Raw genomic sequence first — 21,776 nt, 5'->3', positions numbered from 1 at the left:
ACACGTGATTCATGGCCTTATATCGGCGTCCGCGAAGTCTGCAGCAACTGTTGGCCTAGCCTTCAGTGCAGCTGTCAAATCTTCATTTCCGCCGGAGTCGCCAAGCTTTAATCGTGCAACCCCGCGACCAAACCTCGCGTCAACCACCATGGAATGACCAGAGGAACCTTCCTTGGCAAGCGCTTCGTCAAAGTCGGCCAATGCCTCCTTGAACAAGCCCAATGCCAGTTCCACACGGCCTCGATTCACCAATGCCCAGAGCGGGCGACCCGCTGCTACCGCCGCGTTACAAAAGGGCATCGCGTGATCGACGTCGAAGCCATATCGGCCCCGTACGAAGCAAGACATGTTTGGCAGGGATTTGTCTTCGGGCGAGGCCAGAACGTTTGCATCAGCGATGGCCAGCATTTCTTGTGGATAGCCTGCAGCGGCGGCGACAGTGGCCTTCTGACTCCTCACCGCTTTTGATCTCTTTGGATCTCGCTTGGCGACTTCCTCTAAAGCGCGTTCGATAGATCGTCGCTTCCGGCCGTCGGAGACTTCGCGCTTCAGAGCCCGCCACGGCAACGCGCAAGAAGCATTGTTCACTACGATATTCGCAATCAGTTCAGCGGTTGTTGTCTGATCTCCATTAGGAAAGCTGCAAGGATTGGCTTGAGCCTCCGTGGAATGCACCATTGTGAGGATCGCAAGCGCAACCATGAAACCTGTAGCCTGTAGCTTCATTACTTGCCTCCAACTGCGCCAGTATTCGCCACTTAACGGACCCTCACAAGAAGTTATTCGGCCAGATCATCGTCCGCCACATGTGCGCCGTTGGCGACCCATCAAACCCCAGACCTTCCTCCGGCTCGCGGAAGTTCCTTGCGATGACGCCTTCCAGTTCCTCGGGCTCCACTACCGGGAAGTCGTCGAAGAAGTAGGTGTCGTAGAGGGTCACAGCCCTCGCGGTCATGTACCATTCGTGGCCGCGCGCGTATTCGGCGTCGCGCAGCAGGTATTCGGGCACCTGATAGTCGGCCCCGAAGAACTTGTGGTAGCTGTCGGGATAGGCATAGCCGACGCTTTCGTCGGCCACATAGCGCAGAGCCTGATGGTACTTCACCGCGAAGGCCACTTCCGGATCGACATAGGGTGCGATCAGCTGCGCGCTCCAGTAGCCGTGGTCGGCGCGGATCAGGCAGCCGTTGGAGATGTCGTGCAGCAGGCAGGCGAGCACGACCTTTTCGGGCAGGCCATCGTCCAGCGCGCGCTTGGCGCTGACCAGCAGGTGGCGCACCGTGATGTCGCCGAAGCGGTGGCGGAAGAACTCGAGCAGGCGCGGCCGCTCGGGCATCCTGGGGAGGGCAGGGTTGTCGCCCATCATGAACACCGTCTTGGGGTTCAGCAGCTTGAGCAGCTCGGCTTCGTTGTCGACGAAGTCGGTGCCTTTCCAGCCCACCGGCGAGGGATAGATCAGCCTCTCGCGCCCGGCCTGCGGCCATGGGCGATCTTTATCGTTGTCGGTCATGGGGTGAGGGTAGGCGCGGTGCCGCCCATGGGCAAGCACCGCGCCGCGAGAGTCAAAGAACCTCGAACAGCCCCGCAGCGCCCATGCCACCGCCGACGCACATCGTCACAACGACATACTTCGCGCCACGACGCTTGCCCTCGATCAGGGCGTGGCCGGTGCAGCGGGCGCCAGTCATGCCATAGGGGTGCCCGATCGAGATCGAGCCGCCGTTGACGTTGAGCAGGTCATTGGGAATGCCCAGCTTGTCGCGGCAATAGAGGACCTGCACGGCGAAGGCCTCGTTCAGTTCCCACAGGCCGATGTCGTCCATTTTCAGGCCGAAGCGCTGCAGCAGCTTGGGGATGGCGAAGACCGGGCCGATGCCCATTTCGTCAGGCTCCGTGCCCGCCACCGCCATGCCGACATAACGGCCCAGAGGCGTGAGCCCGCGCTTGGCGGCGAGGTCTGCTTCCATCACGATCACGGCCGACGATCCGTCGGAAAGCTGGCTGGCGTTGCCCGCGGTCACGATGCCGCCTTCGATCACCGGCTTCAATGCCTGCAGGTTCTCGATGGTGGTCGAGGGGCGATTGCCTTCGTCCTTGGTCAGGTGGACGTCCTGGAAGGTGATCTCACCGGTTTCCTTGTTCTGGACGCCCATCGAGGTGTCGACCGCGACGATCTCGTCATCGAACTTGCCGGCGGCCTGCGCGGCGGCGGTGCGCTGCTGCGATTGCAGGGCGTACTCGTCGCAGGCCTCGCGGCTGATGCCATAGCGCTGGCCGACGATCTCGGCGGTCTGCAGCATCGGCATGTAGATCGCCTTGTGCATCGCCATCAGGCTCTTGTCCGGGGCGACGCGCATGTCCTTGGTCTGGACCAGGCTGATCGATTCCTGGCCGCCTGCGGCAACCACGTCCATGCGGTCGATGATCACCTGCTTGGCGGCGGTGGCAATGGTCATCAGGCCCGACGAGCACTGACGGTCCATGCTCATGCCCGATGTGGTGATCGGCAGGCCCGCACGCAGCGCGACCTGGCGCGCGATGTTGCCCGCCTGCGCGCCCTGCTGCAGCGCTGCACCCCACAGCACGTCGTCAACTTCGGCCGGATCGATCCCGGCGCGGGCAACGGCGGCCTGCAAGGAAAGTGCGCCGAGCGTTGCGCCCGGCGTGGCGTTGAAGGCGCCCTTGTAGGCGCGCCCGATGGGCGTGCGGGCGGTCGATACGATTACGGCGTCACGCATGGTTCAAGCTCCTGCTGGGGATGTTTTTTCAAGCGATGTGGCGGCGAGGATGGGATTGCCGCCGAACCTGTCGCGCAATTCGCGCTTGAGCACCTTGCCGATCGGGCTGCGGGGAAGTTCATCCACCACTTCGATCGCGGAAATGCGCTGCGTCTTGCCCAAGTGTCTGTTGGCTTCTGCCAGGACGGCCTGGGGGTCGGCCGAAGGATCAGCCAGAACGACTACCGCCAATGGCGTTTCGCCCCAGGCATCCGAAGCCACGCCCACCACAGCGGCTTCCTTCACCGCGCTCTGCCGGGTCAGCTCGGCTTCAAGGTCGCTCGGGTAGATGTTGAACCCGCCCGAGATGATCATGTCCTTGGCGCGGTCCATCAGGATCAGGAAGCCGTCCTCGTCGAACTTGCCGACATCGCCGTGGCGGATGTAGCGGCGTCCCTCGGCATCGTACCACTCGACCTCGCGGGTCTTGTCGGCCTTGTTGTGATAGCCGTTCATCATGATCGGCGAATGGCCGACGATCTCGCCCACTTCGCCTTGCGGCAGCTCGTTGCCGTCCTCGTCGATGATCTTGATGATATGGCCGGGGGAGGGCTGGCCGACGGTGTGCAACTTGTCCGGGTGCAGGTGCGCCAGCAGGATCGCCGTCGCGCCGCCCTCGGTCATGCCATAGCCATCGGTAAGGCCACCCGGCCAGCGCTTGAGCACATCGGCCTTGAGCCATGCGGGGAAGGGCGCAGAGGTGCAGGACTTGAGCTTGTAGGATGACAGGTCGAAGCGGTCGAAGTCGGGCACTTCCATGATCCGCCGGTACTGCACCGGCACGAGCATGGCGTGCGTCACCCGCTCGCGCTCCGACAGGTCAAGGAACGTGCGCGCATCGAACTTGCGCATCAGCACAACCTTGCCGCCTGCGGTAAGGGCAGGAAGGAAGCTGACCAGCGTGGTGTTGGAATAGAGCGGGGTCGAACAGATCACCGCCGTATCGTCGCCATAACCTGCGGGGATGGTGCGCCGGGCATATTCGTGGCGCATCTTGTGGCTCTGCACGATGCCCTTTGGTGCACCGGTGGTGCCTGAGGAATAGATGATGTTGAACGGATCGCCGGGGGCGGGGGGGCGCTCTTCCGGCATCGCGCCTTCCTCGGCCATCCATGCGCTGAACGGTTCGCCGGCGTCGCTATCGTCCAGTGCGATGCGCTTGACCCCGGCGGGCAGGTCCAGCCGCGCGAGACGGTCCGAAATCTCCCTGTCCAGCAGCAGAACGCGGCTCCCGCTGTCCTCAAGCATGGCGATGATCGTTTCCGGCGTCGCAGTGGATGTCAGCGGCGCTGCCACCGCGCCTGCCCGGATCGCGCCGAGGAAAGCGAGGCCCGTGGTCACCGCGTTCATTGCCGCGATGGCCACAGGCTCGTGCCTTTGCACGCCCTCGCGCTGCAGGGCAGTGGCGATGCGGTCGAGCAGGGCGTCCATCTCGGCCCAGCCGACAGTGCGGTTCTCGTCCGCCAGCGCCACCGCATCACCCCGCCTTGCGGCATGGGCGCGCAGAATGTCGCTCAGCGGCGTGAACTCGCTCTCGACGATACCCTCGATCCGCATCGCAGTTCTCCGGTCAGCCGTTGAACTTCTCGCCTGCAGCCGCCTTGCGCTCCAGCAGGGGTGCGACGGGAAGGCCGTGCTTCTTCAGGCCCGCGACCACGGTATCGAGCCCGATATGATCGGCCCAGAACATCGGCCCGCCGGTCCATGCAGGCCAGCCATAGCCGTTGAGCCAGACGGTATCGATATCGCTCGCCCGCTGCGAAATGCCTTCCTCGAGGATCAGTGCGCCTTCGCTGATCATGGGGTAGAGCAGGCGTTCGCGGATCTCGTCCTTGTCAATCGAGCGCTGTGGCTTGCCTTCCTTCTGGGCGAAATCGGCGATGATCGCCTTCACTTCGTCCGAAGGCGAACGCTGGCGGTTGTCGTCGTAGTCGTAGAAGCCCTTCTTCGTCTTCTGCCCCCAGCGGCCGACCGCGCAGAGCGCATCGCGCAATGTCTCGATCCGATTGGGATCGCGGTGCCAGCCGATGTCCACACCGGCAAGATCGGCCATCTGCCACGGCCCCATCGGGAAACCGAATTCGAGCAGCGCCTCGTCCACGTCCCAATAGTTCGCGCCTTCCATGATCAGCGCATGGGCCTGCGCCTGACGGGGTGAGAGCATGCGGTTGCCGATGAAGCCATGGCACACGCCCGAGACCACCGGCACCTTCCCGATCTTCACCGAAAGCGCCATCACCGTTGCCAGCTGCGCCTTGCCCGTCGCCTTGCCGCGCACGACTTCAAGCAGCTTCATCACGTTGGCGGGCGAGAAGAAGTGCATGCCCAGCACCGCTTCCGGGCGCGAGGTGACACTGGCGATCTCGTCGATGTCGAGATAGCTGGTGTTGGAGGCGAGGATCGCGCCCGGCTTGGCCACCTTGTCGAGCCGGCCGAACACGTCCTTCTTCACGTCCATGCTTTCATAGACCGCCTCGATCACCAGATCGGCCTCGGCCAGCGCCCCGAAGTCCAGCGTCGGCGTCAGCCGGCCCATCGCGGCCTCGGCGTCTGCGGCCTCCATCTTTCCGCGCTTGACGGTGTTCTCGTAGTTCTTGCGCATGGTGGCAACGCCGCGATCGAGCGCTTCCTGCGTCATTTCCACGATAATCACCGGAATGCCCGCCGTCAGGAAGTTCATGGTGATGCCGCCGCCCATCGTGCCAGCGCCGATCACGCCGACGCGGTTGATGGGAAGCAGCTGCGTGTCAGCCGGGATATCGTCGATGGTCGCTGCCAGCTTCCGAGCGGCGTCGATGTGCTCCTTGGCACCGGGGATGGGGTCGGACATCGTGGTTCTCTCCTAAAGCTGGATCAGGCGCGGCTGGTGGCCAGCGCGCTGTAGATCAGCGTCTTCAACTGACGCCGGATGGGATAGATGAACGAAGGGTAGAGCTGGGTCATGAAGACCGCGTGGACCTTCTCCACCGGGTCCACGAAGAACGCGGTCGAAAAGATGCCGCCCCAGTAGAACTCGCCGGCTGACCCCGGCACCAGCGCCTTCGCCGGGTCGATGGTCATGCCGAAGCCAAGGCCGAATCCAGCGCCCGCGTTGTAGGCCTCGCTGAACAGTGCCTTGGACACCTGCGTCAGATCCGCGCCGCCGGGCAGGTGGTTGGCGGTCATCAACTGGAGCGTCTTGGGGCTGAGGATACGCACCCCGTCTGCCGCGCCGCCGTTCACGAGCATGCGGCAGAAGCGGTGGTAATCGGCGGTCGTGGAAAGCAACCCACCGCCTCCGCTTTCGAAGCGTGGCACCCGGCGCGTGCCCGATTTCTCGGCGGGATCGAACAACTGCGGCGGCTGCCCGGCCTGGTAGGCCCAGGCATCGGCAAGCCGATGCGCCTTGTCGTCGGGGCAATGGAACCCGGTGTCGACCATGCCCAGCGGATGGAAGATGCGTGTGCGCAGGAACTCGCCAAGGTTCATCCCCGAAAGCCGCGCCACCACCACGCCCAGCACGTCGGTGCCCACCGAATAGTTCCACGCCTGTCCCGGCTCGAACTCCAGCGGCAACTTGGCCAGTTGCTCGACGAAATGGTCGTTGCCGGGCAGGCTGGCGTGCCCGTCCAGCCGCGCCTTGCGATAGGCGGCGTCCACGTTGGTGCGGTTCTGGATGCCGTAGGTCAACCCCGATTGGTGCGTGATCAGGTCGACCATGCGCATCACCGGGGCGGGGCGGACGGGCATGAAATCCACCTCGCCGCCGCCTCCGGCATAGACGCCAAGGCTGGCAAACTCCGGGATCACTTTCGTCACCGGATCGTCGAGCGCAACCTTGCCTTCCTCGACCAGCATCATGAATGCCACCGACGTCAGCGGCTTGGTCATTGAGGCGATGCGGCAGATCGTGTCGGCAGCCATCGGCGTACCGTCTTCGCGCGCGCGGCCCGCGGTATGGCGATAGACCGCCTCGCCATCGCGCGCGACCAGCACGTCGAGCCCCGGCAAGCGCCCGCTGGCGATATAGTGCTCGTCGAGATAGGCTCCGATCCGGTCCAGCCGGTCAGGCTCGAACCCCAGCGATTGCGCGTCGGCCAGTTCCATGTCCTTCCCCTCAGCCAAAGATTGCCACGCTCTGCAGGCCGTGCATCACCTGCACACCGTCGGCGTTCCACATGCGCAAGCTCTCGCTGCTGAAGCCCTCGGCCATGTGGTTCGAAGCTGTCTCGAGCAGCCACCAGCCGTCGCGCGTTTGCGGGGAGTCTCCCAGCAGGGTGAACGCCCAGTTGATCGAGCTGATCGGGCCTCTGCGCTCCATCGCGCGCATCGATCCGGGCGGCAGAGTATCGCCGATCAGCACCAGCTCTCCGATGGGATCCAGTTCGGTACGGTCGCGCAGACGCACCCAGCGCCGCACAACGCCCGGACGCCGATCTTCCTTTGCCTCGCCGCGGCGCAGTTCGAATTTCTGGATGAAGTGCAGCCCCTCGGGCGAACCCAGTTCCTCCATCTCGGTATGGGATATGAAGTTTTCCGCGCGCTGCGGCGTGACCGATCCGTTCGATGGCCGCGCACTGCCGAATACCCACGCGGCACGATGCGCCAGCGTGCCCCCGCTTGTCATGTCGGTCTGGATGTTGGCCACGCTCTTGCCTTCGCGCAGGCTTGCTACGGTGATGTCCAGGTCGGACCCCACCGGGGCGAGGAAGCTGATCTGGCCCCCGCGCAACGGCGGCAGGTCGGGCCGCGCCTTGCGGGCCGCGGCATAGGCGAGGAACGAGGATGCCCCGCCATACATCGTGCGCCCCTGCAGCCAGCCGTCAACGCCGCGCACGGAAAAGTCGGGACCGGCTCCCGCCAGCCCTTTCGCGATTGTGCCGATCGCTTGTGCGTCCATGCCGATTGCAGCTTCCAATGCTCTCTCCCGGTCGCCTGTCGCTGGAACGACTCTGTGACCCAAGAGCTAGTGGAAGTTTACGTAAAGGGAAAGGGGGTGGGCGCCCGGTCCGAGCCGGAACGAGGCCCTTACGCTACGGCACGCACGGCCTCGGGCGGCCAAAAAAATTCGGCCCCGGCGCAAGGACCGGGGCCGACGTGTTCTCGTGTCGTCAGGTAATGCGGATCAGTGCATGCTTTCGCCACTTGCGCGGCGCAGGATCGGCGCCTTTGCCGCGCTCGCGGCAAACACGACCAGCAGCACGTAGCAAACCAGCGGCACAAGGAACGAAGCGAAGATGCCAGCCGCATCCGTCACTCCACCGGCCAGCGCCGGGATCAGCGCGCCCCCGATGATGCCGGTGCACAGCAGCCCCGAGGTCGCCTCTTCGCTGGCCGAGGAACGCTCCAGCGTCAGCGTGAAGATCACCGGGAACATGATCGAATTGAACAGCCCGATCGCCAGCGCCACGTATCCCGCCGAAACGCCGCCGACGAGGAACAGATAGGCGCACATGGCCGCGGCAATCGCAGCAAACAGGGTCATCAGCCGTGCCGCCGGGAAGCGGGCGAGCAGCACCGTGCCGATCGCGCGGCCAACCATGGCGCCACCCCAGTAGAACGAAACGGCCTTGCCCGCCTGTTCGAGGCTTACATTCCAGATGCCCGGGTTGTTGAGGTAGAACGCCATCTGCGTGCCGATGGTCACTTCCGCGCCCACGTAGATGAAGATCGCAGCCGCACCCAGCACCGCCCAGCGCGACGAGAACGCCTGGCCGAGCAGAGCGCCGATGCCGCCGGTCGGCTGCGCTGGAGGGGCCGCCGCCGAAATGCGCGCGCGGTTCACGAAGAAGAACCCCAGCAGCACGATCAGCAGTCCGCAGATCCAGAAGTAGGCGCGGTCGATCCCGGCCAGCGCCGCCTCGCGCACTTCAGGCGTCAACGCGGTGCCTTCGGAAACCTCCACGCCCTTGAGAAACAGCGATGCGCCAAGGGCCGGGCCAAGGAAGGTGCCGAACGAATTGAACGTCTGCGAAAGCGTGAGTCGGAAATGGCTGCCTTCGGGCTTGCCGAGCGCTGCGGCCAGCGGGTTCGCGGCAACCTGCAGCACCGTGATGCCCGCAGCGAGCATGAACAGTCCGGTCAGCACCAGCGGGTATGACGCGATGTTGGCCGCAGCAAGCATCACAAGGCAGGCCACGACCATCGTTGCCAGCGCCAGCAGGATCGCCGGAACGGCTCGCAGGCGTCCGATGATCGCTGCCGCCGGGAAGCTCATCACGCCATAGGCGATAAAGAAGGCAAAGGCCGAAAGCTGTGCTTCCAGCGTGGTCAGCGTGAAGATGCCCTTCACTGCGGCGACGAGCGGATCGATCAGCGAGGTGATGAAACCCCAGGCAAAGAACAGCACGGTAACCGCGATGAACGCGGCCCTCTGCGAACCTGAATGTGCATTGCTGCCTGCCACGTATCTCTCCTCACCCAGCCATATTTGGCGTATCGCGCGTTCTAGCCACCGCTGACAGCCTTGTCATGCTTGTTGCATAGCTATTCCTGTGAACGTTCTCACAGAACGCGCGCCATTTCAACCCGCCGCCATTGCCGGGGCCAGTTCGCGCCGCAGTTTTTCGATGATCCGTTGAACCTTGGGCAGCAAGTGCCGCCGCTGCGGGTAGACCGCCCAGATCGGATCGACCTCGGGCCTGAACTGCGACAGGACTTCGACCAGCGCGCCTTCGGCAATCGCCCTGCTCACGTAGAATTCGGGCAACTGGCACAGGCCCAACCCCGCCATCGCCGCATCGAAGACCGCTGTCCCGTTGCTGCACCGCCAGCGCCCCCGTGGTCGCACCGTGCGCACTTCGCCGTCCACCAGATAGCGCCACATGTCGAGCGTCGCGGGGATGCAGTCATGCGCCTCGAGGTCGTCCACCGTCTCGGGCGTGCCATGCGCGGCCAGGTACGCCGGCGAAGCGCAAGTGACGATCCCGCGCGTGGCGATCTGCGTGCGGATCAGGCGGCTGTCCGGCAGGGTGCCGGTGCGAATGGCCAGATCGTACCCTTCCGAGACCAGCTCAACCACGCGGTTCGAGAGGTCAAGGTCCACCGAAAGCTTCGGATAATCCTGCACATAGGCGCGCACGATCGGCGCAACGAAGCGCTCGCCCAGCGCGGTCGGGCAGGTGATGCGCAAGTGGCCCTGCGGTTCGCCCTGCAAGTCGAGCATGGCAATCGCCTCGTCGCGCTCGGCAATCAGGCGGCGAAACTGGTCGACCAGCGTGCGCCCGGTGTCGGTCAGGCTGACAGCCCGCGTCGTGCGGTGGAAGAACTGCGCGCCAAGGCTCTGCTCCAGCCGCGCCACGGCCCGGCTCACGTGGGAAGTCGATGTCCCCAGCCGCTTTGCCGCCGCCACGAAGGTGCCGGTATCGGCAACCGCTACCACTTCATCTATCCCGTCCCAGCGATTGCTCATTATTCTCGTCTTGCAACAGTGTTTCGCATATTGTGCAATTTAACACTGCAGTAGCAATTATGCTAACGCGCCGCCACATCCAAAGGGAGACCGGACACCATGAAGACCCGCGCCGCCGTAGCGTTCGCGCCCAAGCAGCCGCTCGAAATCGTCGAGCTCGATCTCGAAGGCCCCAAGGCGGGCGAGGTTCTGGTCGAAATCATGGCCACCGGCGTCTGCCATACCGACGCCTACACGCTCGATGGCTTCGACAGCGAAGGCATCTTCCCCAGCGTGCTCGGCCATGAAGGTGCGGGCGTGGTGCGTGAAGTCGGCCCCGGCGTCACCTCGGTAAAGCCCGGCGATCACGTGATCCCGCTCTACACGCCGGAATGCCGCCAGTGCAAAAGCTGCCTCTCGGGCAAGACCAACCTGTGCACCGCGATCCGCGCCACGCAGGGGCAGGGCCTGATGCCCGATGGCACCAGCCGCTTCTCCTACAAGGGGCAGACCATCTTCCACTACATGGGTTGCTCCACCTTCTCGAACTTCACCGTCCTGCCAGAGATCGCGGTGGCGAAGATCCGCGAGGACGCGCCGTTCCAGTCGGCCTGCTACATCGGCTGCGGCGTGACGACGGGCGTCGGCGCCGTCGTCAACACTGCCAAGGTCCAGGTGGGTGACAACGTCGTGGTCTTCGGTCTCGGCGGCATCGGCCTCAACGTGATCCAGGGCGCGCGCCTTGCCGGCGCCAACAAGATCATCGGCGTCGACATCAACCCCGATCGCGAGGAATGGGGCCGCAAGTTCGGCATGACCGACTTCCTCAACTCGAAGGGCATGAGCCGCGAGGACACCGTGGCCAAGATCGTCCAGATGACCGACGGCGGCGCCGACTATACCTTCGACGCAACCGGCAACACCGAAGTCATGCGCACCGCGCTGGAAGCCTGCCACCGCGGCTGGGGCACCTCCATCATCATCGGCGTGGCCGAAGCCGGCAAGGAAATCAGCACCCGCCCGTTCCAGCTCGTCACTGGTCGCAACTGGCGCGGCACCGCATTCGGCGGCGCCAAGGGCCGCACCGACGTGCCCAAGATCGTTGACATGTACATGACCGGCAAAATCGAGATCGACCCCATGATCACCCACGTCATGGGCCTTGAGGACATCAACACCGCATTCGACCTGATGCACGCCGGCAAGTCGATCCGCTCGGTCGTGGTATTTTAAACCGGTTTGCTGCGTCTGGAACTCCCGGGATTGTAAAGCGCCCGCAATCCCGGGATGAAGGCGGCCAGATAACGTATCGGTGAGAGGATTTTCGTGATGGCCATCAGAGCATGTGTTTCGGCTGCGCTCGCGGCGCTTGCCTGCCTGTGTGCACAACAGGCTGCTGCGGCTGAAACCTGTCCGCCATTGCGATGGATGACGCTGGGAACCGCGGGTGGGCCGGTGCCGACCCCTGACCGATCAGAACCTGCCAACCTGCTCACCGCCGATGACTTCTCCGCACTGGTGGATGCTGGTGACGGTACGGTGGTGCAACTTGCACGTCGCGGCCTTGATCTGACTCGCATCAATGCCGTATTCATCAGTCATCACCACATGGATCATACTGGCGGACTGCCTGCGGTCATAGGCCTGCGCTGGATGAACAACATGCCTGGCCAGTTGACCATTTATGGCCCGCCCGGCACGCGCGAGATTGTGGACGGGATCATTACCACAATGGGCCCGCAGTCGCGCGTAGGTTTCGGGCTCGGGCAAAAGAGCACCCCCCCGACGGAGACCGTAAAAGTCGTCGAATTGCGGTCGGGCGATCAGGTCTGGGCGGGCAACGTGAAAATCTCTGCTATCGAGAATTCCCATTACGATGAATCGGCCTCAGGGAAGCCCGACCGGGCAATTTCGCTCAGCTACCGGTTTCAGCTCGGCTCGCGATCGATCACCTATTCCGGTGACACTGGCCCGAGCACAGCGTTCGAGAAACTCGCAACCGGCACCGACTTGCTCGTCAGCGAAGTCATCGATCTCGATCCGATACTTGCGTCCATCCGCAAGACGCGCCCCGACATGCCCGAAGCCTTGTTTCAGTCCATGAGCAAGCACCTCTCGACGCATCACATCACGCCGGTCGATCTTGGCGGCCTCGCCGCAAGGGCAAATGTGTCGAGGCTGGTTCTGACGCACTTCGCCATCCCGCCGGCACCGCTTGCCCATTACGAGGCCCGACTGCGCGAAGGCATCAGCCGAAGCTATTCAGGCCCGGTCGAACTCGCGATCGATCTCCAGTCATTCGACGTCGCCTGCAAATAACAGGCCGTCGAACGGCAAGCCTCACATCGCCGAAATCCCGCCGTCGAGCTTCAGCTCTGCCCCGGTCATGAACCGGCTTTCATCGCTGGCGAGGTAAAGCACGCCCGCAGCAATGTCGTCCGGTTCGCCCACGCGGCCCAAGGGGATCTGGCGGGCGAGCTTGCCCATGACCACGTCCTTGTCGATGTTCGCATTCGTCGCGATGCCGTCAAGGATCGGCGTGTCCACGAACGTGGGATGCACCGAATTGCAGCGCACGTCCCAGCCGCGCTTGGCGCAATAGAGCGCAACCGATTTGGTCAGCATCCACACCGCCGCCTTGCTGGCGTTGTAGCCGGGCATGGTGTCCGAAGCGATCAGGCCGGCGATCGAGCTGATGTTGACGATCGAGGCAGGCTGGTTGTCGCGCAGCAGGGGCAGGGCCTTCTGGCAGCCGAGAAAAACGGAATCGACATTGATCGCAAAGCCGCGATGCCATTCCTCCAGCGTGCAGGTTTCGATATTCCCGCGCACGCCAACGCCAGCGTTATTGACCAGCACCGAAAGTCCGCCCAGCTTTTCCGCCGCCAGCGCAATCGCTGCGTCCCAATCGCTTTCCTTGGTCACGTCATGGCGCATGGCAAAGGCCGTCCCGGCGCCCAGTTCGGCGTTGATCGCTTCGGCCTGTGCCGCTGCGCCATCGCCGTTGATGTCGGTCAGCAGGACCCGTGCGCCCTCGCGCGCCAGCATCCACGCATGCGCGGCACCAAGCCCCTGCGCTGCCCCGGTGACGAGTGCCTTCTTGCCCTGAACCCTGCCCATCGTGCCGCTCTCCTGCTTTCCGTTTGCGTCAACCAAGCAAGTTGGGACCGATCGCGCAAGTCCCGGAAACGTCAGCGCAAGATCAGCCCATGATTCCCGGCGCGAGCAGCAGCAACATCCGCACGTCGATGGCATAGCCTTGGCCGCGCTTCTGGCTGAGGAAGCGCTCGATTTCCGTAAGGGCAACCCTGTGGACGGTAATGCCTTCGCCTTCCACGCCGCCGCCCTCGGAAACTTTTTCCAGATCGCGCGCGCGGAACAGCGTGAAGGCCTCGGTCACCATGCCCGGCGAGGAATGGAACTCGCCCAGCGATTCGATCCGGCCCGGCCGATAGCCGGTCTCTTCCTCCAGTTCGCGCGCCGCCGCAGCGGCCGGGTCCTCGTTCTCCGCACCTGCTTCGTCACCGATCAGCCCGGCGGGCAGTTCGATGCACGGGCGCCCGAGAGGCACGCGGAACTGCTCGACCAGCAGCACGTGCCCGTCTTCGATCGCAAGGATTACCGCCGCCTTGATGTTGCGATTGCGCGAGACATATTCCCACCGTCCGCGCGTCTTGGCGACGATGAAACGCCCTTGCCAGTGCACCTGCTCGGGATGGTCGCGGTACTCTTCTTCAAGACTCATACTTCGATCAACCTGTCGGGCAGTTCGTTTTTGTCATCGGCAGAGCGCGGGAAATGCTGTGTCAGAACCTTGCCCACCTCGGCCACCGCCGCTGCCATGCCTTCCGCCATCCGTCCCTGCCGCAGCGGGTCAAGCATGGCGTTCATCGCCAGCCCCCAGGTCTCGGGCGAAACCTTCGAGGCGATCGCCGCATCGGCGATGATCTCGGCACGGTGCTCGGCAAGGCTCAGATAGATCAGCACGCCGGTGTGGCCAGTCGTCCGGCTTTCTGCCCCGACCCGGAAACACGTCAGCGCCCGCTCGCGCACCCGCGCATTGCGGACCCGGCGCGGCGTCAGCCACAGGCCTAGCGGCGTGAACCGCATGAGCAGGTACATGGCCCCGAACTTCAGCGTGATAACCGTCAGCGCCAGTCCCAGTACGGCGCGCGGAGTCCATTCGAACGCCCACAACCCCAGCACCTGCTCGACGACGGGCAGGTAGAACCCGGCAAACATGTCCACCACGGCCAGCGCCACGAAAGCCACCAGCGCGCTCCAGATCAGCGCCACGTCGCGATAGCTGTCGGATCGCGGCGTCACGATCGTCACGATCTCGCCCGCGCTCTGCGCCTCGGCTGCGGCCACGGCGTCGGAGACCAGCTTGTGATCCGCCTCGGTCATCTGCACCAGCCTGCTCATCACCAGTCCCCCGAAGCGCCGCCGCCACCGGAATCGCCGCCGCCAAAGCCACCGAAGCCACCGCCCCAGTCGGACCCGCCGCCGCCGCCCCATCCGCCGGAATGGCGGTTATCCGATGCGGCACGCGCAATTTCGCTGATGCCCCACAGCACGATGCCCGGATCGATTCCGCTGCGCCGCTGCACATAACCCTTCCGACGACGGCCGAAGACGGCGATCATCACCACGATCAGAACCACCCAGAATATCGCGCTGCCTATGGTCGATCCGCCGCCAGAGACGTCCTCGCGCGCACCGGCCTTGGCTGCTTCCGCCACAGCTTTGGCATCTGAGGGACTGCGGTTAAGCTGGGTCAGGATCTGGTCGATGCCGGCGTTTATGCCACCCGGATAGTCGCCCGCCTTGAAGCGCGGCGTCACCGCGCCCGAGATGATCCGGCCAGCGAGTACGTCGGGCAGGAACTCCTCCAGCCCATAGCCCACCTCGATCCGCACCTTGCGGTCATTGGGCGCAATCAGGAACAGAAGGCCTTGGTCGGTCTCCTTCCCGCCCACGCCCCAGGTCCGGAACAGCGTATTGGCATATGTCTCGATATCCTGCCCGTCGAGCGAGGCGACCGTGGCCACGATCACCGCCCGCCCGGTCTGCGCGTTGTAGGCGGAAAGCCTCTGCGCAAGCGCCGCCTCGTCGGCATCGGGTATGATCCCGGCCTGATCCAGCACCGGTCCCGCAGGCCGTGCGGGCATGGCCGCGTGTGCTGCTCCCGCGATCAGCAGGAACAGCAGCGCAACAGTCTGCCAGAAAGCCCGCAACTGGCGGGTCACGTCACTTGCCCGACGCTGCAGGCGCCGGAGCGTTCATGTCGAAATTGACGGTTGGCGCCACTTCCGATCCGGCGGCAGCCTTGAACGGTACCATCGGCTTGGCCCCATGGATCAGCTTCGCGCCGATCGCGTCGGGGAAGGTGCGGATCGTGGTGTTATAGGCCTGCACCGCCTCGTTGTAGCGGGTGCGGCTCACATTGATGCGGTTCTCGGTGCCTTCAAGCTGCACCATCAGGTCGGCAAAGCGCGCCTGGCTCTGCAACTGCGGATAGTTCTCCACCACCGTGCGCAGCTGGCCCAGCGCCTGGGTCAACTGGTTCTGCGCGTTCTGGAATTTCTCGAATTCTTCCGGATTGGAAAGATCGTCGGTGGTGATGTTGATCGACGTGGCCGCGGCGCGCGCGTTGGTCACGTTGGTCAGGATCTGGGTTTCCGAAGCCGCCGCGCCCTTGGCCGTGGCGACCAGGTTCGGGATCAGGTCGGCACGACGCTGGTACGAGCTTTCGACGTCCGCCCAGCGCGCCTTGGCTTCTTCCTCGGCCGCGGGGACCGAGTTGATCCCGCAGGCCGAAAGGCTGGCAGCGGCAACGGTGGCAAAAGCGATCTGCGTAAAGCGGGTAGCGGCCATCGACGTGAGTTCCCCTAAAGTTATGCAGCAGAGATAGCGGTCCGCCGAAACGGTTCAAGTATCCCCCATGCTGCAACCGATTGCCACTTGTGGCGTTCCGCGCACGATGGCAACCAACGGAAAAGGGATCATGGTTAATCAGGACGTGAAGGGGGAAGTGGTCGGCATGTTCGCAGAGTTCAAGAAATTCATCGCCCGGGGCAATGTGCTCGATCTGGCGGTCGGCGTGATCATCGGTGGCGCATTCGGCAAGATCGTCACCTCGCTCACCGAAAGCGTGATCATGCCGGTCGTCGGCTTCATCACCGGCGGCGTCGATTTCAGCCGTTATTTCGTGCGCCTCGGCCCGGTCCCGGCAGACTTCAAGGGCGATGTGTCCAGCTATGCCGAATTGAAGGCCGCCGGGGTGCCGATGATCGGCTACGGTGATTTCATCACCCAGGCGGTAAATTTCGTGATCGTCGCCTTCATCATCTTCCTGCTGGTCAAGGCGATCAACAAGGCCTTCGAAAAGCCCGCCGAGGAAGCACCCGCCGCGCCCGCCGGCCCGACCGAGGTCGAACTCCTCGCCGAAATCCGCGATGCGCTGAGGGCCAAGGGCTGAAGCGCCTTGCCAGAACAACTTCAAAGGGGCGGGCGCAATCCCGCCCCTTTTCATTTGCGCCCGCATCCCTATATGGGTCCCTGCCGGTTTCGGCCGGCTATGGTGATAAACTGCGGCGTGCAATAGGCACAGCGGACCCGGGGGCGGTACCCGGCGGCTCCACCATCACTACCGTGTCTTTCGGGATGCGGGCCTTGTTGTCGCAAGGGTGTTGATGGGGCCGAACTAGGATCGACGTGTGTTGAAAAGCGCTGTTTTTGCCCGGGCTGAGTAACCCGTTCAAGGCTCAAAACTCACAAGTGCCAACGACAACGAAGCACTTGCTCTCGCCGCATAATTCTAAGGGCTAACGCCCTGAAGTTATAAAGCGAAAGCACGGTTCGGACCGAACCGGGTAACAGAATCGGAAACCGGGGGCTGGGGGCGAGCCTAGCAACAGAATCGCCCCACTTGCTTTGCTGCGATCCTTCGACAAGCTCAGGATGAGCGGCTTTCAAAAGGTAGTCCCAAGTCCCGCTCGTCCTGAGCTTGTCGAAGGACGCTGGCACTACCCCTCGGCCTTCGCCTCAAGCTCCTGCAGCCGCCGCTCCATCCGCAGGGAGTCGAGGATCTTCGCCCCGGCGATGAACACCGCGCCGGTGGCTGCGACGAACAGCAACTTGCCGGCAAAGCCCGGATACTGGCCGAGATAGGCGTGCCCGCGCTCCACCGCGCCCAGCGCGAGCGCGTAGATCACCGCGAACGCTTCGAAGCGGGTCTTGATGACAAACAGGCGACCGATCTTGCGAAACATCCGAAGCAATATCCTCTTTTGACGAGGCGCCCCTCGTCGGCGAGTCTCTCCGCAAGCATCGTGCCAGATCATGAAACGCTGGCAATAGTCTGGTTAATCCAATCTTCACTGTAAAGCGAAGCGACAACCTGCGGAGCGGCTCTTTCGGAAGATACGCCGCAAGGCTCAGGCCAGTTCCTGCACCTCCAGCAATTCGAGCAGTGCCTGCCGGGCGCTGACCACTGCGCGGCCCAGGGATTCCGCCCCCAGATCAGCAGGATCGATCTGCTCGGGCCAGTGCGCCTCCACCACCCTCTCGATCCGCGCGATCTTTGCCTCGTCCAGCAAAAAGCGCGGGTCGACAGTGGCAGGATCGGCGACAACCCGCAGGCGCAGGCATGCAGGTCCGCCGCCATTGGCCATCGACTGGCGCACGTCCACTGGAAGCACCTTGCGGATCGGGCCGTTCGAGGCAACGTGCCCTTCCAGCCAGCCGCGCACCGATGGCGTCTCCCACGCCTCGAGCGGGATCACCAGGCCCATCTCGCCCCCTGGAAGCGTCAGCAACTGTGCGTTGAACAGGTAGCTCCTGATCGCATCGCCAAGGCTCACCACGCTGGCCGGCACCACCACGATCTCGGCCTCGGGCAACTTCTCGCGGATCGCGGCATAAGTGGCTTCGGGGTCAGCAAAGGCCTGTTCGTGCGTGAACAGCACCCGCTCGTTGGCCACGGCCACCACGTCGTTGTGGAACGCGCCTGCCGCAATCGCCTCGCTCGCCTGTTCCACGAACAGGCAGCGCTCGGGATCGAGGCCATGCAGCCGTGCCACGGCGCGGCTCGCCTGCTCGTGCTGGCGTGCGGGGAAGGCGCCGCCAGTCGTCCCGTAGACGAAGATCTCGATCCCCGGCGCATCGTGGCTCGCGCACATGCGCATGTGGTTTGCCGCGCCCTCGTCGCCGAAGCACGGCGGCACCGCATCGTGCACGGCAAAGGCGGTGCTGTCGGCAAAGGCGAGGCGCAACTGGCGCACCGTATCGGGCCATTCCTGCGAGCGGTGGGGCATCGTCACCAGATTCGCCGCAGTCAGGTGGCAGCGCCCGTCCGCGGTGTCAGGGGCGGGGCTCACCGTCGCCGCATTGGCCGTCCACATTGATGACGCAGACCACGCCGCCGCCCGCAACCGCCGCTGCGCCGCATCGCTTTCGTCGATGCTTTCAAGCCCGAGCGCGCGGAGCAGTACCGGGTTGGGGCGGGGCAGGGGCGTGAACAGCCCTTGGGCCAGCCCGAGGCCCAGATTGTGCCGCATCTTGCTTAAGCCCTGAAGCGCTGCCGCGCGCGGGTAGGACACCTCGCCCGCGTTGCTGGCCGAGGCCAGGTTGCCAAGGCTGAGGCCTGCATAATTGTGGCTCGGTCCGACCAGACCGTCGAAGTTGATTTCCACCAGAGGCATGTCTTTTCCTTAGCGACCGACAAACCAGACCATGTCACCCACGCTTACGCCGAGAGCGGTGGCGGCTACGGGGTCGAGCGTCAGGCCATCGTCCGCCTCGGCTATCTCGGCGAAAGTGCAGCGGTATTCGGCCAGCTTGCCCGTCGCCACCAGAGCCTTGGTCACGTTGCCGCTACCCTCGGGCGCGCGGATGTGCGCCACCGGCACCTCTTTCGCCTCGCAGATCGAGCGCACGCGGTCGGTCCGCGCGGTCATCGTCGGGCCGCCATCGAAGATGTCGACGTAGCCTTCGTAGGCAAAGCCTTCCTCTTCCAGCATCCGCATCGCGGCGCGGCCCGAAGGGTGGGGCAGACCGATGGCAGAGCGCGCGGTCTCGGGCAGCATGGCGATATAGACCGGGTGCTTGGGCATCAGGTCGGCAATGAACTGATTGCCGTTGATCGCGTTGAAATAGTCTGCTTCCTGAAAGCTCATGCCGAAGAAGCGACCGGCCACGCCGTCCCAGAACGGCGATCCGCCGCGTTCGTCGATCACCCCGCGCAGCTCCGCCAGAATCTTGTCGCCAAAGCGCTTCCGGTGCATCGCGATGAACAGATAGCGGCTGCGCGCGAGCAGCATGCCAAGCCCGCCTGCGCGTTCGGAAGGATGCAGGAACAGCCCGCCCACTTCGCTCGATCCTTCAAGGTCGGTGACAAGGTTGAGCATCTCGGCGCGGAAGGTGCGGTTCAGCTCCTTCGAGTGCTGGGTCAGCGTGGCCATGCGATAGGAATAGAACGGCCATTGGCGCCCCACCGAGGTGAAGATCTGCGCCGTGCCGCGCACTTCGCCGGTGGTCGTATCCTCCAGAACCAGGACGAACAGCTCGTCCTTCGGATTTTTCGGATCGCCCTCCTCGCTATTGCCATAGGCCTCCGACGCCCGCGCCAGCTTCGCCGTCAGGGCCTTGCGGTCGGGTGGCAGGTTGGTGAAGCCGCCGCCGGTCAGCTTTGCCATCTCGTAGAGCGGTTGGAGATCGTTCGCGCGCGCGGCGCGGATGCGAAATGTCATTGGTGTCCCCCGGACAGTCGATGCAGGACAAGCGCGGACAAGGCGGCGCGCTCAGCCAGCGATGGCACGATCAGGTACTCCTGATCGGAATGGATCGCCCCGCCGCGCACGCCCATGGTATCGACCACCGGCACGCCGCAGGCGGCAATGTTGTTACCGTCGCAGACCCCGCCCGAGGCCTGCCAACGGATCGTCTGGCCAAGAGATTCGCCGCACTCGCGCACCAGTCCGAACAGCGCCTCGGCCTCTTGGGTCAGCGGCTTGGGTGGCCGTGACACCCCGCCATGGAGGTGGATTGCAACCTCGTGCAACGCTTCGAGACTCTGCACCAACTCTCGCAGACTCTCGGTGAACTCCACGGCAACTCCCGGCAGCCGAGGCCGGACATTGAAGCGCAGGATCGCATGGTCGGGCACGACGTTGTTGGCGCTCCCGCCATCGATCCTGGCAGGGTTGATGGAGAGGCCGGGACGCTCCAGACCCTTCAGCTTCAGCGCCATGTCGGCCGCCGCGATCACCGCGTTGCGTCCGTCCTGCGGATTGCGCCCGGCGTGGGCCGATCGGCCCTTGATCACAGCGCTGTAGTTCCCGCTTCCCGGACGCTCTCCAGCCAGCGTGCCATCTGGCAGGGCGGACGGTTCGTAGGTCAGCGCCGCCGCCTTGCCTTGTGCCAGCTGCGCGATCAGCGGGGCGGAAGACAGGCTGCCGGTCTCCTCGTCCGAATTGATCATCACCTCATAGCCAACCCCGGCCGCAGCAGGGCTCTGCTCGAATGCCTTGAGCGCAGCGAGGATCACCGCGATGCCGCCCTTCATGTCGGCAACGCCCGGGCCATTCAGCGTTTCCGCGTCGAGCCAGCGCAGGGTCTGGAAAGGATGGGCAGGGGGGAACACCGTGTCCATGTGGCCGGTCAGCAGATAGCGCCGCTGCGCCTCCGGCCTGACCGACAGCACGAAATGCGCGCCGTTTGCTGTCTGCACCTCGTGCCCGTCGGCGGCCATCGCGGTGACCGGGGCCGGCTCGACCTTGCGAATGTCTCCGGGCAATGCGGCGAAGGCGTCGGCCAGCAGATTCCACTGCGCTTCGAGCCCCGGAAGGTTGCCGGTGCCGGTATTGACCGTGCACCATGCCTCCACCTGCGCCAGCATGGCGGCGGCATCCATCCCCTCGATCAGTTTGTGTTCTGTGTGATCAAGCTGTTTCATCTGATACGACCCTAGCGGTTCCCGAGGGCGGGGTGAACCCCCGGAAACCGCCAGAAGTGGTATCAGTCGTCAGCCAGCATCTCGATCAGCGCCTTCGAGAACGCGGGAATGTCGTCAGGCTTGCGGCTGGTGATCAGGTTGCCGTCCACGGCGACTTCCTCGTCCACGACGTCGGCACCGGCGTTGGCAAGGTCAGTCATGATCGAGGGCCACCCGGTGACGGTGCGGCCGTCGACGATGTCAGCCTCCACGAGAAGCCAAGGGCCGTGGCAGATCGCGGCGATCGGCTTGTCGAGATCGTCGAACTCATTGACGATGTCGACCGCGCGGTCGTCCATGCGCAGGATGTCCGGGTTCATCTGGCCGCCGGGAAGCAGCAGCGCGTCGTATTCGTTGGCGTCCACTTCATCGAGCGTGATGTTGACCGCGACGGCATCGCCCCAGTTCTTGTCCTTCCAGCCGGTGATCGAACCTGCCTTGAGGCTGGCAACCACGGTTTCGATTCCGGCGTCTTCCAACGCCTTCTTGGGGCCTTCGAGTTCCGACTGTTCGAATCCGTCGGTCGCGACGATCAGCACGCGCTTGCTCATGAAAATCTCCTTTGGGGGAATTCGGGGCGGCATTTGCCCGTTCCCCCCAAGAATTGCCGGGGACTGCGGTTGTTCCGTGACTT

Annotated in this window: 21 protein-coding genes, 1 other RNA gene and 1 pseudogene; 4 read left to right on the top strand and 19 right to left on the bottom strand. The window is 64.2% G+C overall.

From position 1 onward, the window contains the following. Positions 1-9: 9 nt before the first annotated feature. From NJ75_RS24515 to NJ75_RS20215, 9 genes and pseudogenes are all read right to left on the bottom strand, one after another. Complete coding sequence (locus NJ75_RS24515; RefSeq protein WP_156135893.1) at positions 10-726, bottom strand: tetratricopeptide repeat protein; 717 nt, start codon at positions 724-726, stop codon at positions 10-12. A gap of 43 nt (positions 727-769) precedes the next feature. Beyond that, on the bottom strand, positions 770-1,510 hold the full coding sequence (locus NJ75_RS20250) for a hypothetical protein (RefSeq protein ID WP_039337721.1): 741 nt from the start codon (positions 1,508-1,510) through the stop codon (positions 770-772). A gap of 52 nt (positions 1,511-1,562) precedes the next feature. Continuing rightward, complete coding sequence (locus tag NJ75_RS20245) at positions 1,563-2,738, bottom strand: acetyl-CoA C-acyltransferase (protein ID WP_039337720.1); 1,176 nt, start codon at positions 2,736-2,738, stop codon at positions 1,563-1,565. 3 nt (positions 2,739-2,741) lie between these two features. Beyond that, the gene (locus NJ75_RS20240; protein WP_039337719.1) at positions 2,742-4,334 is read right to left on the bottom strand and encodes a class I adenylate-forming enzyme family protein; all 1,593 of its coding nucleotides are present in this window, start codon (positions 4,332-4,334) and stop codon (positions 2,742-2,744) included. 13 nt (positions 4,335-4,347) lie between these two features. Then, positions 4,348-5,586: pseudogene (locus NJ75_RS20235) on the bottom strand (3-hydroxyacyl-CoA dehydrogenase); the annotation flags it as partial. 44 nt (positions 5,587-5,630) lie between these two features. Further along, positions 5,631-6,863, bottom strand: a complete 1,233-nt coding sequence (locus NJ75_RS20230; protein ID WP_039337717.1) for a serine hydrolase domain-containing protein — start codon at positions 6,861-6,863, stop codon at positions 5,631-5,633. A 10-nt stretch (positions 6,864-6,873) separates the two neighbouring features. Further along, on the bottom strand, positions 6,874-7,674 hold the full coding sequence (locus NJ75_RS20225; protein ID WP_230487691.1) for a thioesterase family protein: 801 nt from the start codon (positions 7,672-7,674) through the stop codon (positions 6,874-6,876). Positions 7,675-7,881: 207 nt separating this feature from the next. Next, positions 7,882-9,162, bottom strand: a complete 1,281-nt coding sequence (locus NJ75_RS20220) for an MFS transporter (RefSeq protein ID WP_039337716.1) — start codon at positions 9,160-9,162, stop codon at positions 7,882-7,884. 117 nt (positions 9,163-9,279) lie between these two features. Continuing rightward, a complete protein-coding gene (locus tag NJ75_RS20215; RefSeq protein WP_039337715.1) occupies positions 9,280-10,167 on the bottom strand; it encodes a LysR family transcriptional regulator in 888 nt (295 codons plus the stop codon). A 99-nt stretch (positions 10,168-10,266) separates the two neighbouring features. On the opposite strand from NJ75_RS20215, the gene NJ75_RS20210 reads away from it, so the two are divergent. Next, positions 10,267-11,379, top strand: a complete 1,113-nt coding sequence (locus NJ75_RS20210) for an S-(hydroxymethyl)glutathione dehydrogenase/class III alcohol dehydrogenase (protein WP_039337714.1) — start codon at positions 10,267-10,269, stop codon at positions 11,377-11,379. Between the two features lie 96 nt (positions 11,380-11,475). Continuing rightward, positions 11,476-12,465 carry an MBL fold metallo-hydrolase gene (locus NJ75_RS20205; RefSeq protein ID WP_082013497.1) on the top strand — a complete coding sequence of 330 codons (990 nt, stop codon included), beginning with the start codon at positions 11,476-11,478 and terminating at the stop codon, positions 12,463-12,465. Positions 12,466-12,486: 21 nt separating this feature from the next. Here NJ75_RS20205 and NJ75_RS20200 read toward each other — a convergent pair whose 3' ends face one another. The 5 genes from NJ75_RS20200 to NJ75_RS20180 form a co-directional block, all read right to left on the bottom strand. Continuing rightward, on the bottom strand, positions 12,487-13,266 hold the full coding sequence (locus NJ75_RS20200) for an SDR family oxidoreductase (RefSeq protein WP_039337751.1): 780 nt from the start codon (positions 13,264-13,266) through the stop codon (positions 12,487-12,489). 82 nt (positions 13,267-13,348) lie between these two features. Next, positions 13,349-13,891 carry an NUDIX hydrolase gene (locus NJ75_RS20195; protein WP_039337713.1) on the bottom strand — a complete coding sequence of 181 codons (543 nt, stop codon included), beginning with the start codon at positions 13,889-13,891 and terminating at the stop codon, positions 13,349-13,351. Continuing rightward, positions 13,888-14,571 (bottom strand): TPM domain-containing protein, encoded by a 684-nt coding sequence (locus NJ75_RS20190; RefSeq protein WP_039337712.1) that lies wholly within the window; start codon positions 14,569-14,571, stop codon positions 13,888-13,890. The genes NJ75_RS20195 and NJ75_RS20190 overlap by 4 nt, the downstream gene beginning before the upstream one ends. Then, complete coding sequence (locus NJ75_RS20185; protein WP_052242694.1) at positions 14,571-15,395, bottom strand: TPM domain-containing protein; 825 nt, start codon at positions 15,393-15,395, stop codon at positions 14,571-14,573. Before NJ75_RS20185 ends, NJ75_RS20190 begins: the two co-directional genes overlap by 1 nt. Position 15,396: 1 nt before the next feature. Then, positions 15,397-16,023, bottom strand: a complete 627-nt coding sequence (locus NJ75_RS20180; protein WP_039337711.1) for a LemA family protein — start codon at positions 16,021-16,023, stop codon at positions 15,397-15,399. Between the two features lie 166 nt (positions 16,024-16,189). On the opposite strand from NJ75_RS20180, the gene mscL reads away from it, so the two are divergent. Then, a complete protein-coding gene (mscL, locus tag NJ75_RS20175) occupies positions 16,190-16,627 on the top strand; it encodes a large conductance mechanosensitive channel protein MscL (RefSeq protein ID WP_039337747.1) in 438 nt (145 codons plus the stop codon). A 43-nt stretch (positions 16,628-16,670) separates the two neighbouring features. Then, positions 16,671-17,039, top strand: a transfer-messenger RNA (tmRNA) gene (gene ssrA / locus NJ75_RS23950). Positions 17,040-17,174: 135 nt separating this feature from the next. Here ssrA and NJ75_RS20170 read toward each other — a convergent pair. From NJ75_RS20170 to NJ75_RS20150, 5 genes are all read right to left on the bottom strand, one after another. After that, positions 17,175-17,420: a hypothetical protein gene (locus NJ75_RS20170; RefSeq protein WP_039337710.1), complete on the bottom strand. Its 246-nt coding sequence runs from the start codon at positions 17,418-17,420 to the stop codon at positions 17,175-17,177. 165 nt (positions 17,421-17,585) lie between these two features. Beyond that, the gene (locus NJ75_RS20165) at positions 17,586-18,851 is read right to left on the bottom strand and encodes an N-succinylarginine dihydrolase (RefSeq protein WP_039337709.1); all 1,266 of its coding nucleotides are present in this window, start codon (positions 18,849-18,851) and stop codon (positions 17,586-17,588) included. Positions 18,852-18,860: 9 nt separating this feature from the next. Further along, positions 18,861-19,898: an arginine N-succinyltransferase gene (locus NJ75_RS20160; RefSeq protein ID WP_039337708.1), complete on the bottom strand. Its 1,038-nt coding sequence runs from the start codon at positions 19,896-19,898 to the stop codon at positions 18,861-18,863. Then, positions 19,895-21,103, bottom strand: coding sequence for a hydrolase (locus NJ75_RS20155; protein WP_039337707.1), 1,209 nt, complete (start codon positions 21,101-21,103; stop codon positions 19,895-19,897). The genes NJ75_RS20160 and NJ75_RS20155 overlap by 4 nt, the downstream gene beginning before the upstream one ends. Before the next feature lie 62 nt (positions 21,104-21,165). Further along, on the bottom strand, positions 21,166-21,693 hold the full coding sequence (locus NJ75_RS20150) for a type 1 glutamine amidotransferase domain-containing protein (RefSeq protein ID WP_039337706.1): 528 nt from the start codon (positions 21,691-21,693) through the stop codon (positions 21,166-21,168). Positions 21,694-21,776: the final 83 nt, after the last annotated feature.

The sequence above is a fragment of the Novosphingobium subterraneum genome, from assembly GCF_000807925.1.
Taxonomy (GTDB): Bacteria; Pseudomonadota; Alphaproteobacteria; order Sphingomonadales; family Sphingomonadaceae; genus Novosphingobium; species Novosphingobium subterraneum.
The sequence above is the reverse complement of the archived record's forward strand: the minus strand, read 5'-3'. Positions and strand labels throughout refer to the sequence as shown.